The following is a 17,932-nucleotide window of genomic DNA, read 5'->3' on the forward strand; positions in this document are numbered from 1 at the left end:
CTAATTAATCATGCTTATCTTCTTCAATGGCCAATACCTGATAAAGGCTCGTCCCTTGATTTGTTCTTTATGAATTAAACCAATCGTACGACTATCTTGCGAATTATTACGGTTATCTCCAAGTACTAAATAATGATCATCAGGAATCTGTGAATTTTTGTCATCAATGTCTTCAAGTATAAAATCGTCCGTTTTGGCATGACCTTTTCCGGTGACTGTTAAAAACGGTTCATCTTCTTGTTCACCGTTGATATATAAGTTATTATCCTGATAATAAATGTCCTCACCCGGTAACCCGATCACCCGCTTGATATAATCCTTAGATTTGCTTGCTTCAAAAACAATGACATCAAACCGACGTGGTTCATTAAACCAATAACTTACCTGTTCCATCATCAACTTTTCTCCATTATAAAACGTAGGTTCCATCGATTTCCCATCAATTTCAATCGGTGTCAAAACAAATTGTCGAATACCTAACACGATAACTAATGCCAATGTAACAAGTGCTAATTGATTAAGCCAAGCTCTTTTGTTCATGTTTTGCCCCCACATTCAGGTTCTCTCTGTAGTATATCCCTAGTTTATCATAACCACTATACGATGTATTGGATTTAACGTTGTATCTCTATATTTTTACATTAAAAAAGGAGCTTGACGAATCAAGCTCCTTTTTACTGTTTGATTATCGAATTTCTTTAATACGTGCAGCTTTACCACGTAAATTACGTAAGTAATAAAGTTTTGCACGACGTACGCGTCCACGACGACTAACTTCGATCTTATCTACGCGTGGTGAATGTACTGGGAACGTACGCTCAACACCAACACCGTAAGAAATTTTACGAACAGTAAATGTTTCGCTAATGCCGCCATTTTGACGCTTGATGACAACACCTTCAAATAGCTGAATACGTTCACGTGTGCCTTCGACAACTTTCACGTGTACTTTAACCGTATCACCTGGTTTGAATGTTGGGTGATCTGTACGTAATTGATCTTTTGTAATGTCTGCAATTAATTGTTGCATGTGTATACACTCCTTCTTCACTAATGTTCATAAAAGAAAAGTTCTTAAAGCGGAACACCGTTTTAGTTTGAGTTTTCACTCAAGTCCATATGCTAATATACCATAGTTATCGATGTTGTTCAAGTCTGTTTTAAATATTATCGTCTTTCAACCATTGTTTTTCTTGATCTGTCAGCGGATAAGCTTCAAGAAGATCCGGGCGACGTTCTTGTGTGCGTTTTAGCGACATCTTCTTACGCCATTCCTCGATTTTGCCATGATGCCCCGACCGCAAAACTTCGGGCACATCGTAGCCTTTAAATGTCGCTGGACGGGTATAGTGTGGATGCTCAAGAAGACCGGTTGAAAATGAATCTTCTTTTGCCGAGTCCTCGTTTCCAAGACTATCCGGTAAAAGTCTAACGACACTATCAATCACAACCATTGCACCTAGCTCACCACCAGTCAAGACAAAGTCACCAATCGAAATTTCATCTGTCACAAGGTGTTGTCGAATACGTTCATCGTAGCCTTCATAGTGACCACAAATAAATATCAAATGCTCTTCTTGAGCAAACTCTTCCGCTTTCTTCTGGGTGTAACGTTCACCTTGAGGACACATTAAAATAATTCGCGGGGGGCGCTCAGCTGATTTTTCTATCGCATCCACAGCAGAAAAAATCGGTTGTGGCATTAACACCATTCCCGCTCCACCACCATAAGGATAGTCATCAACCTTCAGGTGTTTACTCTCCGTGTACTTTCTAAAATCAATGGCCTCGTATGAAAAGATATTTTGTTCTTGAGCTTTTTTCATAATCGATTGATTAAGCACACCCGTAAACATATCAGGAAATAACGTTAGGATATCAATTTTCATCCGGTAACAATCCTTCTAATAATTCTATCGTCACTATTTTGTTCTCAACATCTACATCTTTAACAACATCTTCAATATAAGGAATTAGAATGTCTTTTTTTCCTTTATTTTTAATTACCCAAACATCGTTTGCACCAGGCGCCAAAATTTCTTCGATTTTTCCAAGTTCTTCTCCATCAGTCGTCTTAACTATGCAGCCTAAAATTTCATGATAGTAAAATTCATGCTGATCTAATGGTGCTTGTTTGTCCGCCGTTATTTTAAGAATACCCTCTTTAAAATGTTCCACTTCATTAATATTTGTGAACCCTTCGAATTGCAACATATCAAACCCTTTGTGAACCCGATGATTATTTATTGTCAACGTCAGTGGTTCTTCCTTACCTTTTAAAAACAAAAAAAGCGTTTGCCCTTTTTTAAAGCGATCTTCAAAATCCGTGATACGTACTACTTTAACTTCACCTTTAATGCCGTGTGTATTAACGATTTTCCCAACGTTAAAAAATTCATGCATTTACTTCACCTCTTTTTCAAAGTCTCTTAATTTTTTTATTCTTTCTCATCAATAACCCAATCCTACTCATGGGAAAGAATAAATAGACACCTATTATAATAACAGTTAGGGCCATTGCTCTGTTCCACTGATATCCAGTTTTAGACCAAGCATTTAGTTCATTACATGCAGAAAACAGGGAAAGGATACCCTTCCCCTGTTTTACATAATGTCAAGATAAATACGTTTTTTAGTATCCGTTCCTGCCGCATAAACAATCGTACGAATTGATTTCGCAATTCGTCCATTCTTACCGATCACCTTACCAACATCAGCTTGATTGACTGTTAAATGATAAACAATTTTACTTGCTTCTTCTTTAACATCAATGCTGACATCATCTGGATGTTCTACAAGCGGTTTAACGATTGATGTAATCAGAGCTTCCATTTCATCTCACTACCTTATTTTTGGTTTTTTGAATCGTGGAATTTCTTCATGATGCCTTCATTAGAGAATAAGTTGCGAACAGTGTCTGATGGTTTTGCACCATTAGCCATCCAGTTCAATGCTTTTTCTTCATCTAATTTCACTTCAACCGGTGATACTACCGGATTGTATGTGCCGATTTGTTCGATGATACGTCCGTCACGTGGCGCACGCGCATCTGCAACAACTACACGGTAAAACGGGTTACGTTTAGATCCCATACGTTTTAAACGAATTTTTACTGCCATAATTTCGCACCTCCATTAAAAATGTTTTTCACAAGTCTAGATTGTATCAGACTTTTTAAAGTCTGTAAAGTGTTTTTACATTACATGAACGGTAAATTCATACCTTTTTTTCTTTTTCCTTTTTTACCGCTCTGCATGCCTGACATTTGTTTCATCATTTTCTTCATTTCTTCAAACTGTTTCAACAAGCGATTAACTTCCGAAACTGGGCGGCCAGACCCTTTTGCAATTCGCTTCTTACGCCCAGCATTCATTAGGCTCGGGTCTTTACGTTCTTTCTTCGTCATTGACTGAATAATAGCCTCAACGTGGACCAATTGTTTTTCATCAATTTGAACATTTTTAAGACCCTTCATCTTACTTGCTCCCGGTAACATCCCAAGAATTTCATCAAGCGGACCCATGCTTTTCACTTGGTCCATTTGTTCTAAAAAGTCATCAAAGGTAAACGTCTGCGAGCGCATTTTTTCTTCAAGTTCTTTCGCTTTTTTCTCATCAACATTGTCTTGTGCTTTTTCTATTAATGTTAAAACGTCACCCATTCCCAGGATGCGAGATGCCATGCGTTCGGGATGGAATGCTTCGAGTTCGTCAAGCTTTTCACCCATACCGACAAATTTAATTGGCTTGTTAGTAACAGCGCGAATAGAAAGGGCTGCCCCCCCACGTGTATCACCATCTAATTTAGTTAAGACAACACCCGAAACATCTAAGACACCATCAAATGTTTCAGCAACATTCACCGCATCTTGACCGGTCATCGCGTCGACAACTAAGAAGATTTCATCGGGTGAAACATTATTCTTAATCGTTGTCAGTTCATTCATAAGGTTTTCATCAATATGCAACCGTCCAGCAGTATCAATAATGACATAATCCAGATGTTCATCTTTCGCATGCTGAATCGCTTCATTAGCAATATCAACGGGATTCGCTTCTGTTCCTTGACTAAATACAGGAATACCCAACTGTTTTCCAACTGTTTCTAGTTGATCAATCGCTGCAGGTCGGTAGACGTCACAGGCAACAAGTAACGGTTTGCGGTTGTGTTTTTTACGCAATAAATTAGCAAGCTTACCAGAGGTCGTTGTTTTACCAGCACCTTGTAAACCAACCATCATAATGACTGTTGGTGGTCGCTCACTAACGGCGATTTTACTTTGTTCGCCACCCATCAACGCGGTCAATTCTTCTTTAACAATTTTAATAACTTGTTGGCCAGGCGTTAAACTATCTATTACCTCGGCACCAACAGCACGTTCTTTAATTTTCTTGACAAAGTCTTTGACAACTTTAAAGTTTACATCCGCCTCAAGTAAGGCAAGACGAACTTCCCGAGCCATTTCTTTTACATCTTGTTCTGTTACTTTCCCTTTACCCGTCATTTTTTTAATCGTACTTTGTAGACGGTCTGCTAAACCTTCAAAGGCCATTAGGAAACCCTCCTAATCTAATTCTTTTAATCGTGTTATTTGATCTAATAGCATCTGATCATCGTGTAGCTCGGCCCGTTCAATTGCTTGATCGGTCAATGCTTGCCGCTTTTGAAATCGCTCATAGAGTTTTAATTTATCTTCGTAAGATTCCAACAATTTCTCGGTCCGAGTGATGTTATCATAAACAGCTTGACGTGATACCGAAAAAGTTTCGGAAATCTCACCGAGTGAGTAATCTTCTAGATAATAAAGTTCCATATAATTTCGTTGTTTCGGTGTGAGTAGTGCTTGATAAAAATCAAATAAGAAATTCACGCGTGTTGTTTTTTCAAGCATCATTATAACCACTCCTTGTTAAGTATGAAACCTTTACGTAATGAATATTAGAGGATTATTGCTTCTGCGTCAAGCGTTACTCCTCTGTTAACATATCAGAAAACAGACCATAAACAAATGCTTCCGGATTAAACGGTTCAAGATCGGTCATTTTTTCACCGAGTCCAACGTATTTCACAGGAATATTTAATTCTTTACGAATTGCCAACACAATTCCGCCTTTAGCGGTACCATCAAGCTTTGTTAAGACAATCCCCGTTACATCTGTTGCTTCGGCAAAGGTTTTTGCTTGAATCAGCGCATTTTGACCAGTCGTCGCATCTAGTACTAATAGCACGTCATGAGGTGCGCCAGGTATTTCACGTTCAATGACTCGTTTTACTTTCGTTAATTCATTCATTAAATTCACTTTGTTTTGTAAGCGACCTGCCGTATCACATAAAAGCACGTCAGCACCGCGAGACTTAGCTGCTTTAATACCGTCAAACATGACCGCCGCCGGATCACTGCCTTCACTTTGCTTAATCACATCAACACCTACACGTTCTCCCCAAACTGAAAGTTGTTGGATTGCGCCAGCACGAAAGGTATCTCCAGCCACAAGCAAAACTTTTTTCCCTTCTTGTGAGAGTTGGTAAGCTAACTTACCAATTGATGTTGTTTTCCCTACACCATTCACACCTACAAATAAAATAACACTTAAATCGTTTTCTTGTAAATTAAGCGGGACTTGTTTACCAAAGTCTTCTCCTGCATAAATAGCTACCAGTTTTTCTGAAATCACTTCTTTTAGATCGCGGGCATCTTTGATATTTTGACGTTTGGCTTCCATCTCTAATTCTTCTACGAGTGTCATCACCGTATTAACACCGACGTCAGCACTAATTAGAATTTCTTCTAAATCCTCAAAAAAATCCTCATCAACTTTACGGTAACGTGCAACGAGGTCATTTAGCTTCGTTGAAAACGATGCGCGCGTTTTTGATAATCCTTCTTTATACTTATCTGATATTTCTTCACTTTCCTTTGATTGCGCAAAGGTATCTTTTAATTTTTTAAAAAAACTCATCATTATCCCTCTTTCTACTATGATTCTAGCAATGCTTCTGTTTCAGCTAATTTAACAGAAACAAACCGTGAAACACCCGATTCTTGCATCGTTACTCCATATAAAACATCTGCGCCTTCCATCGTGCCTTTACGGTGCGTGATTACGATGAATTGTGTTTCTTGGCTATAATCTTTTAAATAACGGCTAAACCGATCAACATTCGCTTCATCCAGCGCAGCTTCTACCTCATCCAATACACAAAACGGCACGGGTCGCACTCTCAAAATACTAAATAATAAAGCAATCGCTGTGAGGGCTCGTTCACCACCAGAAAGTAACGCCAATTGCTGCGCCTTTTTCCCTGGAGGTTGTGCTTTGATTTCAACACCTGTTTTTAATAAGTCAGTGGGGTCGGTTAGTTCTAGCGCCGCGTGACCACCACCAAACAGTTGCCGGAACACTTCTTCAAATTCTCCTTTAATTGCCATAAACGTCGAACGGAACCGTTTTTCCATTTCTTTGTCCATTTCATTTATAACTGCATATAGGGTTGCTTTTGCTTCATTCAAATCATCCCGTTGGGTTGTTAAAAAGGTAAACCGTTCATTAATTCGTTCAAATTCATCGATTGCACCGAGATTAATTATGCCGAGCTCTTCAATGCCCTTTTTGATTAATTTCACTCGTTTTTTTGCTGTTTCGGTGTCTTCAATCTCAGCTGTAGATTGTTTTAAACGTTCAAAGCTTGTTTCATAGGTCTCTTGCAAGTAATTCAGTTGATTCTCTAGTTCAACATCTAAACGGTTCGTTTTCACTTCCTGCATGCTTATTTGCTCGATGAGCGCCTGTTGTTTATTGCGATTTAATTTATAGGCATCTTCTTTTTCTTGCAATAAGGTTTGTAGTTGAAGTCGATATTCACGTTTTGATTGAATGTCTTTTAACACATCTGTCTTTTCTGCAGTTAAAGATGCAATTTCTTCTGAAAGCAATGTCTCAGAAACGGCTTTTTCTTCATCATCGATAAGCGTCTGATACAAGGCTTCATTTTCTTTTTGTTCGGCGAGGTAATTCGCTTCAGACCGTTTTAGATCATCACGCTTTTCAACTTGGTAGGCATATGATTTTTCGAGCGTCGCTTGTTGAATTTTCAATTGATTGATGGCGTCTTTATTTTTTTCACTGATTGTTTGGTGATTCTTACGCTGATCCTCCAGACCTGCAATCTTCTCTTTCACCTGTTCAATTTCAGCTTCACGGGTAGCTAAGTCTCTTTTTGCTTCAGTTAACTGTTTCGTGATCGCCTCTTTGTCTTGATCAAGATGATTTAGCGTTTGCTGCTCATTCTTCAACTGTTGTTGCTGATGTTTTAAGGTTAATGCCTTTTCATGATAGGCTTGTTCAACTTGACGCAACTGTTGCGTGTGTTGATTTACTTTTTCTTCACATGTTGCTAATTTTCCCTCAACCTTTTTTTGTTCATCTTCTTTTTCGGAAATGTCGCTCAAGAAACTATTCAAGCGCGTATGGTATGCGGATAACTTTTCAGTTAACGTTTGTAACTCTTGATCTCTAGAAAATAATGAAGAGCCATTTTTCTTCTGCGCACCACCGGTCATTGAACCGCCAGGGTTGACTATGTCACCTTCTAAAGTGACAACACGGTATTTTCGATCAACAAGTCGCGCAATTGCGTTAGCATCCGCTAAAGATTTCGCAATAATTGTATGGCCCAACAAATAGTCGAGGACATGCTGGTACCGTTTATCAATGGTGATGACTTCAGCAGCAATGGCAACAAACCCTGTTTGTTGTGTGAGTTTTGTTAAATAAGATGGAGCAACTGCACGACCACGGATGGATTCAAGCGGATAAAATGTCGCTCGCCCTGCATTTGCTGTTTTCAAAAACGCAATTGCTTCACGGGCTGCTTTTTCTGTCTCAACAATAACGTGTTGAGCTTGCCCGCCAATAGCGGTTTCTATAGCTGTCATGTACGCTTTCGGAATGTCAATTAACTCAATGACCGCTCCGATCACCCCTGCTACTTCTTTTTTGTCACGGGCTGCTAAAACAGCTTTTACTCCTTGGAAAAAACCTTGAAAACTATCTTTCATCTCCGTTAAGACATCCTTACGCGATTCAAGTTTATCGATTGTCCGGTTGGCTTCTTGTTGCTTTTGATACATATCCGTCAAGGTCGTACGAAGCATTTCATGATCATGCTTTAAAGCTTCGTACGCTGAGTTCAGCTCAGTTTTAACGCTCTCTTCTTGTTTAAAGGAGACTTGCAATTGCTCAACTTCATCGCGAAGCGTTAGTTGTCTTGCTTCCTGTTCATGAACTTGCGTTTTGTTTGCAATTGAACGTTCATTCAGTTGCTTTAATTGATCTGTTGATGATTGCATCGTATGTTTCAAGCGTGCGACATCGTTCAACAAATCAATGTAGTCGCTTTTACTGTTTTCGATCGATCGATCGAGGTCACTTGTGGTTAACGATGCCTGTTTTTCTTTTTCCTTTAATTGCTGTTTAATGCCTTCTCGTTCCTCAGCTAATTGATCTGTTTTTTTCGTTTCTCGTTCCACCTCTGTCCGTAATTTGGCTAAAGTGGTTTTTAACTGATTACGTTCGTGTTCAACTTTATCTTTATTCTCACGCGTGTATTTCTTACGTTCAAGCCAAACATTTTTTTCACCGGTCTTTTTTTCAATCAATTCAGTGATTCGCAATAAGTCTTGTTGCAGTGACTGTACCGTTTGTTCAGCGCTTTCCATTTCAGACTGCGTGTTGTCAATTTCGGTTTCTTCTTTACCTAAGCTAATCGAAAAAGCCGTACGCTTATCTTTTAATGTCGCTAACGTTTGACTCATTTCTTTCCAATCTTCATGCATGTTCGCGATATCTGTGCGTAACAGTTTCAATTCCGTCTCTTTCAATTCTTTTTTCTTCGCCAAATAGTCTTTAGCTATCGATGCCTGTTCAGCTAAAGGTTCACGTTGTGTTTCAATTTCATTCAAAATATCTTCGACGCGGTGCAAGTTATCTTCCGTTTCAATCAACTTGAACTCTGCTTTTTTCTTGCGGTTTTTATATTTCAAAACACCTGCTGCTTCTTCAAAAATACTACGGCGTTCTTCTGCCTTAGAACTTAAAATTTCTTCAACTTTCCCTTGACTAATGATTGAGAAAGCTTCTCGACCGAGGCCAGAATCTAGGAACAGATCAACAATATCTTTTAATCGACATGATTCTTTATTAATATAAAATTCACTGTCTCCCGACCGATACACACGTCGTGTCACACTGATTTCCTTATAGTCAAGCGGTAACGATTGACTTTCATTATTGAGCGTCAAAGTTACTTCAGCCATGTTTAATGCTTTGCGTGTATCACTTCCTTGAAAAATGATATCTTCCATCTTCGTTCCGCGCAATGATTTTGCTGATTGTTCACCTAATACCCAACGAATCGCATCCGTGACATTACTTTTCCCGCTTCCGTTTGGACCTACCACTGCGGTAACCCCTGGAACAAAATCAACCGATATTTTTTCTGCAAAAGATTTAAAACCAACTGATTCTAGTCGTTTTAAGTACATAGCGCTCACCTGTTTCAGTTATATTCTGTCTTACAATGGTTTCTTTTTAGCAGGATTTATCTTATCATAGTATCCATGCTAGACTAAAGGATTAAATAATTGGAGGAGGGACAATCAATTGGACTTATCACAACCAACTCAAGCAAATCTCGAATATGTATTAAATGGATTAGCTAAAAAAGTAAACATTGTTAATGAGGGTTTACTTAATCCCGAAGATTATGATTTAAATCAATATGAAGAATTGAAAATGCTCTACGATTACTGCATGCGACAGCAGCATCTATCCGTTTCTGAGACCGAAGCATTTGTCGATACATTAAAAAAATGTCGTAAAGCTTAATAAGCGTTGGCTCGCTATTATGAGTAAATCATAACGACGAGCCAACGTTTATTTTTAAGAATTGACTTTGTGTTTATCGAGCGCTTTCTTTGCCGCGCGTTGTTCGGCTTCTTTCTTCGTTCTCCCATGGCCTTTTCCAGTAACTTCTTGATTTATCTTGACGTGAGCGACAAATTCACGATCGTGAGCTGGGCCGTGCTCAGCAACAATTTCGTATTCAATTTCAGCATGTTTATTTTGTTGAATCAACTCTTGCAACTGACTCTTATAGTCAAGTGCATGAGAGAATGCCCCTTCTTTTACTTTGGGATAGACATGCTGTTTTAAAAACGAAACCACAACTTCAAAACCTTGATCAAGATACAATGCACCGATAAACGCTTCAAAAACATCGGCTAGCAAGGCGGGACGTTGTCGTCCACCTGTTCGTTCTTCACCCTTACCTAAAAGAACATATTGATCAAAATGTAAGTCTTTAGCAAATTTCACTAGTGCTGGTTCGCAAACAATGGACGCACGTAACTTAGTCAATTCACCTTCCGCTTTGTTCGGATACGTTCGATATAAGTACTGCGAAATACCTAATTCTAGTACTGCATCACCAAGGAATTCCAACCGCTCATTATCTTGTTGAATTCGATTTTTATGCTCATTGACATAAGATGAGTGCGTAAAGGCTTGTTCTAAAATCCTTTGATCGGTAAAGAAGATATTCAATTCTTTTTGCAAACTATCAAATTTCATTTTTTATCCACCTCCTTTTCAGTTATTCCCTTTATATATTATCTGTTCTCTGTCAAAAATGCAAAGGTCTCGTAAAAATTTACGAGACCTTTTACAATTATTTTTAAGCTTGGCTGTTTATGTAGTTTACAGCGTCTGCTACAGTTTTAATGTTTTCTGCTTCTTCATCAGCGATTTCCATATCGAACTCATCTTCTAATTCCATTACAAGTTCTACAACATCTAATGAATCTGCTTCTAAGTCATCTTTAAAAGAAGCCTCCATTGTTACTTTATCCTCTTCTACATCTAAACGGTCCACAACGATTTTCTTAACACGGTCGAAAGTGTCTGCCATTTCCATTCACCTCCTTTCAAAATGTATAATGATTGTTATCCTCATACCTATATTGCCATACCACCATCGACAGAAAGTGTCTGTCCTGTAATATATGACGCTGCATCAGAAGCTAAGAATCGAACAGCTTGAGCAATGTCCTTTGGCTCCCCTAAACGATGCAATGGAATATGACTCAACAAGTTATCTTTTGTTTCTTGATCCAATTGATCTGTCATGTCTGTTGTAATAAACCCTGGTGCTACGGCATTCACTCTTATGTTTCTGGCTGCCAACTCTTTCGCTGCTGTTTTTGTCATCCCCACAACACCGGATTTAGCTGCTACATAATTGAGTTGCCCAGGATTCCCTGTCAACCCAACAACGGAAGACATATTGATAATCACCCCAGCTTTTTGCTTCATCATTTGCCGCGTAACTGCTTTCATACAAAGAAAGACACCTTTTAGATTAATATCTATTACATCATCAAATTCTGACTCTTTCATACGCATCAATAAATTATCACGGGTAATTCCAGCATTGTTGACCAAGACATCAACGGATCCAAACGTATCAATGGTCTGTTTGACCATCGCTTTAACTTGATCACTATTGGATACATCTGCCTGCACCACTAATGCCTGTCCACCTAACGTGCTAACTTCTTCAGCAACCGCTTCTGCTTTTTCTTTATTGCCTTGATAATTAATCACAACTTGATAGCCATCGTTCGCAAGTGTGAGCGCTACTTCACGACCAATCCCGCGAGACGCACCTGTAATAATTGCAACTTTTGACAAATCATTCGCCTCCTTCTCTATACCAATCGATAAAGGTCGTAAACGATTCTGTATCTTCAATCGCAAAGATCGTTTGACGTCGATTTATTTTCTTAACTAATCCAGAAAGAACTTTTTTGTTGCCAACTTCCACAAAAGCATCAACACCCTCATCAATGAGCGCTGTGATACTCTCTTCAAAGCGTACTTTATGATACAACTGTTCTTCTAGTCGTTGTTTAATAGCTGAAACCGATTGGATGGGAGCAGCCGTCACATTTGCATAAACAGTGGGACCTGGCGTATGAAAGGTTGCATCATCCAAGACTTTTTTAAATGCTGTTGCGACTGGACGCATAAAGCTTGAGTGAAAAGGTCCGCTTACATCAAGTGGTAAAACACGTTTTGCTCCTTTTGCTTTTAATGGAGCTATTAATGCATCAATATCTGCTTTTACACCTGAGATTACAATTTGTCCTGGACAGTTTAAGTTCGCAACTTCCACTTGCTTCTTGTCCTCATCAATCACAGACTGAATCGTTGTTTCATCCAATCCGAGTACAGCAGCCATCCCACCTTTACCTTCCGGATCGGCATCTTTCATTAATTGACCTCGCGTACGAACCAATCTTAAGGCATCGTTTCGTGATAAAACACCACTAGATACCAACGCACTATATTCACCAAGGCTATGACCAAGTACAGCATGAGGTTTAATGCCTTCTGCTTTGAGTAACTGGTCAATTGCGCTACTAAGTAAGACAAGCGCCGGTTGAGCAATATCGGTTGCTGTAAGGGCTTCTTGAGGACCATTTAACATGATATCAGACAGTGGTAAATCTAACAGATCATCTGCTTCAGTGAAAATTTGTTTTATTTCGTCATTTGAGTGATAAAAACTCTGTCCCATTCCAACTGCTTGGGAACCTTGTCCCGGAAACATAAATACAATTTTCTTCACGTTATTCCTCCTCGACCTGATGAAGTTCTGCCATGGTTTCTGCAATTGTTTCGGTAACCCGGTGTTCCACCATTGTTACTGTCTGTCTAATTGCACTAAAGATCGCTCGTGGGTTGGAAGAGCCATGCGCCTTTACAACAGGTGCTTTTAAACCAAATAATAAGGCACCACCGTATTCTGCATAATCCAATTCATTTTTCAATGCCTTTAAATCCTTTTTTAACACAAGGGCTGCTATTTTAGTTTTTAACGATGACATAAATGTTTTCTTAAGCATTGAGAACATCATCATCGCTGTACCTTCAACAGTTTTTAATGCAACATTGCCACTAAAACCATCCGTGACAACAACATCAAATTGACCACTCAATAGGTCGCGCGCTTCAACATTCCCAACAAAATTAATGGGTGCCTCTTTTAATAAATCAAACGCTTGTTTCGTTAATTCTGTACCTTTTCCATCTTCAGTTCCCACGTTCAGCAAACCTACTCTTGGTTTGTTGACGCCTCTCACCTTTTCGGCGTAAATAGACCCCATGATGCCGTATTGCATCAAATGTTTTGCTTTTGCTTCAACATTTGCACCAACATCCAATAAAACAAATCCTTTTTTATCAACAGTCGGTAAGGTTGGACTTAGCGCAGGTCTTTCAACCCCTTTTATCCGACCAACTTGGAAGAGACCCGCACTCATAAGTGCTCCTGTGTTCCCAGCTGAGATACAAGCATCCGCACGTTTTTCTTTCACTTCTTTCGCCATTAATACCAGTGATGCATCTTTCTTTTTCCTTACCGCACGCACGGGCTCATCATCGCTTGAAATTACTGTTGTCGTATGTATAATATCTATTCGTGTTTTATCTGTTAGAAAGGGATTAATTTTTTCTTCATCACCCACCAAAGTTATTTCCAATTGTTCAAAGGTCTCAATTGCCATCATGGCACCCTCAACAATTGCTTTTGGCGCATGATCACCACCCATTGCATCAATCACTATTTTCATCAGGTTTACCTCCCTTGTAATCCTTATTATTTTTCTTCTTGTCGATACATGATAAACTGCCCGCTAAAGACCCGTTCAGATTCGACAAAACTGTCCACAATAACCTCTGTACGATGCGGCTTATCTGTTTCAATAATTTGCGCTTTAGCAACCACCCGTTCACCTTCTCTTACTTGGCGGGTAAACTTAATTTCGGCTTTTTCCGTTAAAGCTAGCTCGTTGTCAATAACTGCGACCGCCAATGAGTTTGCTTGCGCAAATAAATGATGGCCCCTTGCAATGTCATTGCGGGTAAACACATGATCTTTCGTAATGTCTAATATCGAGATGGCCCGTTTATCTAACTCAAGGTCAATAATCTCACCAATCACATCATCTAATGGCAAAGCTTTCACCGTTTCATTCCATTGAACGGTGGCGACACTTTTAATTCGCTCCCGAAGTTCCGGGATCGATAGTTCCATCCGGTCAAGTCGAATGGTTTGGATACTGACCTTAAAAAAATCAGCCAGTGCCTCATCTGTAATAAATGGTGTCTCCTCAATTTTATCTTTTAATCGTTCTTGTCTAATTTTTTTAGGTAAACGCATTTTTTCACCACCTAAGTTAGTCCGTTTCATTCATCCTATGACTAGGTACTAATAGTAATATATATGTTTTCCTCGGGTTTTGCAAGTCTAAATTAATCAAAACCCTGTTCGTGCTTGGTCAGGACATCGTTAATGTACTGGCTCAGCGCTTGATATTCAGGATCTGATGTTAATTTATCATGGTGAATAATCAGCGCAGCATCTTTTCTTGCTGTTTCCAGTGCGCGGTAATCTTCAACAAGGTCAGCGATTTTGAATTCAGGTAAGCCGCTTTGCTTACGACCGAAGAAATCTCCAGGTCCGCGGAGCTTTAAATCATATTCTGCAAGTTCAAAACCATCGGTAGTTTCGGTCATGATACGCATGCGTTCCTTCCCAGTTTCCCCTTTAGGATCAGCAATTAAAATACAATAGCTTTGTACATCACTACGCCCCACGCGTCCCCTTAATTGGTGAAGTTGTGAAAGACCGAAGCGTTCAGCATCGTAAATGACCATGACTGTGGCATTTGGCACATTAACGCCTACTTCTACGACTGTCGTTGAAATTAAAACTTGACTTTCATTCTGACTAAACCGACGCATCACTTCATCTTTTTCATCATTACTCAGACGCCCGTGCATTAAATCCAGTTCAATTCGTCCATCATAAAAGACAGATAGTTGTTGAAACAAATCAACAGCATTTTGGATGTCCATTTTGTCTGATTCTTCAATTAACGGAGTCACCACATACGCTTGATGCCCTTTATTTACTTCCTTTTCAATAAACGTTAAGATACGTTTTAACATGTTTTGCTTCACCCAAAATGTTTCAACTGGTTTTCGTCCAATGGGCATTTGATCGATAATTGATACATCCATATCTCCAAAAGCAGTAATTGCAAGTGTTCTAGGAATTGGCGTAGCTGTCATAAACAAGACATCTGGGTCCATCCCTTTTTCTCTAAGCACCTTGCGTTGATTCACACCAAACCGATGCTGCTCATCAATAATCACGAGCCCTAACGCTTTGAAATCGACATCATGTTGAATTAAAGCATGCGTCCCAATTAAAATGTCAACCTTACCTGCTTTTAAGTCATCAAGTAATGCTCTTCGTTTTTTGCCCTTTATTGAACCGGTCAATAATTCAACCTGAAGCACACCCTCAAATAACTCCGATAAAGATTGAAAGTGCTGTTCAGCGAGTATTTCTGTTGGAACCATCAGCGCCCCTTGCTGCTTAGATAGCACGGTTGCATAAAGAGCAATCGATGCCACAACGGTTTTCCCAGAACCAACATCACCTTGCAGTAACCGGTGCATCCGATGCGGTGCGGCTAAGTCACCGAGAATTTCTTGTAATGTTTTATTTTGAGCATCTGTTAACTGAAAGCTTAAACGATCAATGAACATTTGTAGCGTTGACTGTTCGTACTGTTTTTGGTTACCCTTCGTCCGTTCACGATGATAACGCCTAAGGGCTTGCATCTTCAATTGAAATAGCAACAACTCTTCATAAATCAATCGTCGCTTCGCTTGTTTCAAATGACTAAAATCACTCGGGAAATGCATTTGCTTATAAGCAAAACTTCGCGAAAACAATTTGTATTCCGTTAAATAATCAGTAGGCAACAACTCCGTAATTTCTACTTCATATTGTGAAAATGCTTGTTCAATCAATTTTCTAAATCGATTAGAAGGGATAACTTGGCGCAACAAATACACTGGCTCAATTGGTGCATCTTCTTCTTTAATCGCTAATTGATGGTGCTCTACTGTTAGTTGTTGACGGTATTGGTCCCATTTGCCCGTTAATGTGATCTGTTCTCCTTTAATCAGCTGCTTTTTTAAAAAAGCACGGTTAAAAAAGATTGCTTTTACAATGACACCATTGATATTAACCGGAACGGTTAACCGCGACTTCTTTTTGCCGTAAAACGTAACCACACCATCAGCAACAATTTCACCAGCGACAGTTGCTTTTTGGTCGTGAATCACTTCAGCTAGAGGTAAAACTTCATAATGGTCATAGCGTGAAGGAAAGGTCATGACTAAATCCAATACCGTTTCAATTCCGAGCATATGTAATTTTTCAAGTAGTGCATCACCAACGCCCTTCACATTGGACACATTAATATTTTTCATTTATTATTCACTTCTTTCACGACTGTTTTGCGAAAATTTCTTGTTCTAACCGACGGGCTGTTGGCGTATTAGCCAATCCCCCTTCAGCAGTTTCTTTTAATTGCGGCGACATCTGTTTACCAATTTGATACATTGCACCAATGACTTCATCAGCAGGGATTTTACTTTCAACACCGGCTAACGCCATATCAGCAGATACAATTGCCTGTGAAGCCCCCATAGCATTTCGCTTCACACAAGGCACCTCAACAAGACCAGCAACAGGGTCACATACAAGTCCTAACATATTTTTCATCGTGATGCTAAATGCGTGGGCACTTTGCTTTGGTGTTCCCTTTGCCATTTCAACAACTGCGGCGGCTGCCATCGCCGCTGCTGAACCAACTTCTGCCTGACAGCCCCCGCGTGCGCCAGAAATAAAGGCTTGATTTGCTACAACATAACCAAATGCCCCAGATGTAAACAAGAAGTCAAGCATCTCTTCACGCGTGCGCTTCAGTTGCGTTTTCACTGCATCATACCCGGTTAATCCAGAAATTGATGCAACACCTTTAAGTCCGCGATCAATCGCTTCTTCCATTACCGTTAATTGTTCATCCATTCTATTAACGACAGCCTTACGTGATAAACTAAAAACATCCATTTCTCGACGAATCATTATTTCAGCTATTTTCACTTGCTCTTTTTCTGCTAAATCAACCAGTTCTTCTACCGTTCGAAAAACGATCATAACTTCACCTTCACTTATCTCTATTTATCTTCCTTATCCAACAATTTTTGCAACATTAACAATATGCGCCTGTGCGCTTAGTTCCTGTTCCACTTCTTGATCAATGTTTTGATCAAGTTCAATCGTCATTAATGCTTCTTTACCAACATCTCTTCGATTAACTTCCATTCGCCCAATATTGATTTCATATTTAGCCAGAATTTTTGTTACTGCAGCAATTGCACCGAAGCGATCATTGTGTAACACACAAATCGCTGGATGATTACCCGATAAGTGTAAGGCAAATCCATTTATTTCTCGAATTTCTACCTTTCCCCCTCCTAAGGACACACCCAAAAGTTCAAAACTTTGTGTTTGATTGATTAATTCTATTCGCACAGTATTCGGCTCTTCTACAGCCGTATGCGCTTCAATAAATTCATAGCTTAATCCCACTTCTTTCGCAAGCGCAAGTGCATCAATTATCCGCACATCATCAGTCTCAAAACCTAATATCCCAGCAATTAAGGCTCGGTCTGTTCCGTGTCCTTTATACGTTTTTGCAAAGGAGCCATACAAATAAATACGCGCGTGTTGAACCGATCCATTAAAGAGATGTTTGGCCGCTTTTCCAATCTTCACTGCACCAGCGGTATGTGAACTAGATGGTCCAATCATCGAAGGACCAATAATATCAAAAACCGAATGAAATACACTCATCAATATCTCCCTCATTCTTTTAATCATTACTACTGTATCATAATTCTTCAAACTGATGTAGATAATTCAACCGCTCCTAATAATCAAAATG

At 39.4% G+C, this 17,932-nt stretch carries 20 protein-coding genes; 1 reads left to right on the forward strand and 19 read right to left on the reverse strand.

The features are described from left to right. The 10 genes from lepB to smc all read right to left on the reverse strand — a co-directional run bounded on the left by lepB (window position 1) and on the right by smc (window position 9,544). Window positions 1–540, reverse strand: coding sequence for a signal peptidase I (lepB, locus tag DES38_RS02090; protein ID WP_170114308.1), 540 nt, complete (start codon window positions 538–540; stop codon window positions 1–3). A 145-nt stretch (window positions 541–685) separates the two neighbouring features. Continuing rightward, on the reverse strand, window positions 686–1,030 hold the full coding sequence (rplS, locus tag DES38_RS02095; RefSeq protein ID WP_110250430.1) for a 50S ribosomal protein L19: 345 nt from the start codon (window positions 1,028–1,030) through the stop codon (window positions 686–688). A gap of 130 nt (window positions 1,031–1,160) precedes the next feature. Further along, window positions 1,161–1,889, reverse strand: a complete 729-nt coding sequence (gene trmD, locus DES38_RS02100; protein WP_110250431.1) for a tRNA (guanosine(37)-N1)-methyltransferase TrmD — start codon at window positions 1,887–1,889, stop codon at window positions 1,161–1,163. Then, window positions 1,879–2,403: a ribosome maturation factor RimM gene (rimM, locus tag DES38_RS02105; RefSeq protein ID WP_110250432.1), complete on the reverse strand. Its 525-nt coding sequence runs from the start codon at window positions 2,401–2,403 to the stop codon at window positions 1,879–1,881. Before rimM ends, trmD begins: the two co-directional genes overlap by 11 nt. Before the next feature lie 201 nt (window positions 2,404–2,604). After that, window positions 2,605–2,832, reverse strand: coding sequence for a KH domain-containing protein (locus tag DES38_RS02110; protein ID WP_110250433.1), 228 nt, complete (start codon window positions 2,830–2,832; stop codon window positions 2,605–2,607). A 14-nt stretch (window positions 2,833–2,846) separates the two neighbouring features. Next, the gene (rpsP, locus tag DES38_RS02115; RefSeq protein WP_110250434.1) at window positions 2,847–3,119 is read right to left on the reverse strand and encodes a 30S ribosomal protein S16; all 273 of its coding nucleotides are present in this window, start codon (window positions 3,117–3,119) and stop codon (window positions 2,847–2,849) included. A gap of 80 nt (window positions 3,120–3,199) precedes the next feature. Next, window positions 3,200–4,552: a signal recognition particle protein gene (gene ffh / locus DES38_RS02120; protein ID WP_110250435.1), complete on the reverse strand. Its 1,353-nt coding sequence runs from the start codon at window positions 4,550–4,552 to the stop codon at window positions 3,200–3,202. A gap of 12 nt (window positions 4,553–4,564) precedes the next feature. Continuing rightward, on the reverse strand, window positions 4,565–4,891 hold the full coding sequence (locus DES38_RS02125; RefSeq protein ID WP_110250612.1) for a putative DNA-binding protein: 327 nt from the start codon (window positions 4,889–4,891) through the stop codon (window positions 4,565–4,567). A 76-nt stretch (window positions 4,892–4,967) separates the two neighbouring features. Further along, on the reverse strand, window positions 4,968–5,960 hold the full coding sequence (gene ftsY / locus DES38_RS02130; RefSeq protein WP_110250436.1) for a signal recognition particle-docking protein FtsY: 993 nt from the start codon (window positions 5,958–5,960) through the stop codon (window positions 4,968–4,970). Between the two features lie 17 nt (window positions 5,961–5,977). After that, window positions 5,978–9,544, reverse strand: coding sequence for a chromosome segregation protein SMC (smc, locus tag DES38_RS02135; RefSeq protein ID WP_110250437.1), 3,567 nt, complete (start codon window positions 9,542–9,544; stop codon window positions 5,978–5,980). A gap of 118 nt (window positions 9,545–9,662) precedes the next feature. Here smc and DES38_RS02140 point away from each other — a divergent pair, with 118 nt between their 5' ends. Continuing rightward, entirely contained in the window at window positions 9,663–9,887 is a 225-nt protein-coding gene (locus tag DES38_RS02140) for a DUF1128 domain-containing protein (protein ID WP_110250438.1), read from the forward strand. A gap of 54 nt (window positions 9,888–9,941) precedes the next feature. On the opposite strand, the gene rnc is transcribed toward DES38_RS02140, so the two are convergent. The 9 genes from rnc to sdaAB all read right to left on the reverse strand — a co-directional run bounded on the left by rnc (window position 9,942) and on the right by sdaAB (window position 17,841). Then, entirely contained in the window at window positions 9,942–10,631 is a 690-nt protein-coding gene (gene rnc, locus DES38_RS02145; protein WP_110250439.1) for a ribonuclease III, read from the reverse strand. Window positions 10,632–10,734: 103 nt separating this feature from the next. After that, window positions 10,735–10,968, reverse strand: a complete 234-nt coding sequence (locus DES38_RS02150; RefSeq protein ID WP_110250440.1) for an acyl carrier protein — start codon at window positions 10,966–10,968, stop codon at window positions 10,735–10,737. Between the two features lie 47 nt (window positions 10,969–11,015). Continuing rightward, window positions 11,016–11,750, reverse strand: coding sequence for a 3-oxoacyl-[acyl-carrier-protein] reductase (gene fabG, locus DES38_RS02155; protein ID WP_110250441.1), 735 nt, complete (start codon window positions 11,748–11,750; stop codon window positions 11,016–11,018). Window position 11,751: 1 nt separating this feature from the next. Continuing rightward, on the reverse strand, window positions 11,752–12,690 hold the full coding sequence (gene fabD / locus DES38_RS02160; protein ID WP_110250442.1) for an ACP S-malonyltransferase: 939 nt from the start codon (window positions 12,688–12,690) through the stop codon (window positions 11,752–11,754). A 1-nt stretch (window position 12,691) separates the two neighbouring features. Then, entirely contained in the window at window positions 12,692–13,693 is a 1,002-nt protein-coding gene (gene plsX, locus DES38_RS02165) for a phosphate acyltransferase PlsX (protein WP_110250443.1), read from the reverse strand. A 26-nt stretch (window positions 13,694–13,719) separates the two neighbouring features. Further along, complete coding sequence (gene fapR / locus DES38_RS02170) at window positions 13,720–14,283, reverse strand: transcription factor FapR (protein WP_110250444.1); 564 nt, start codon at window positions 14,281–14,283, stop codon at window positions 13,720–13,722. 92 nt (window positions 14,284–14,375) lie between these two features. After that, window positions 14,376–16,412 (reverse strand): ATP-dependent DNA helicase RecG, encoded by a 2,037-nt coding sequence (gene recG, locus DES38_RS02175; RefSeq protein WP_110250445.1) that lies wholly within the window; start codon window positions 16,410–16,412, stop codon window positions 14,376–14,378. 16 nt (window positions 16,413–16,428) lie between these two features. Beyond that, window positions 16,429–17,142, reverse strand: coding sequence for an L-serine ammonia-lyase, iron-sulfur-dependent, subunit alpha (gene sdaAA, locus DES38_RS02180; protein WP_110250446.1), 714 nt, complete (start codon window positions 17,140–17,142; stop codon window positions 16,429–16,431). 33 nt (window positions 17,143–17,175) lie between these two features. Next, window positions 17,176–17,841: an L-serine ammonia-lyase, iron-sulfur-dependent subunit beta gene (gene sdaAB / locus DES38_RS02185; protein WP_110250447.1), complete on the reverse strand. Its 666-nt coding sequence runs from the start codon at window positions 17,839–17,841 to the stop codon at window positions 17,176–17,178. Window positions 17,842–17,932 lie beyond the last annotated feature (91 nt).

Source organism: Streptohalobacillus salinus (genome assembly GCF_003201605.1).
In the GTDB taxonomy this organism is placed as follows: domain Bacteria; phylum Bacillota; class Bacilli; order Bacillales; family Amphibacillaceae; genus Streptohalobacillus; species Streptohalobacillus salinus.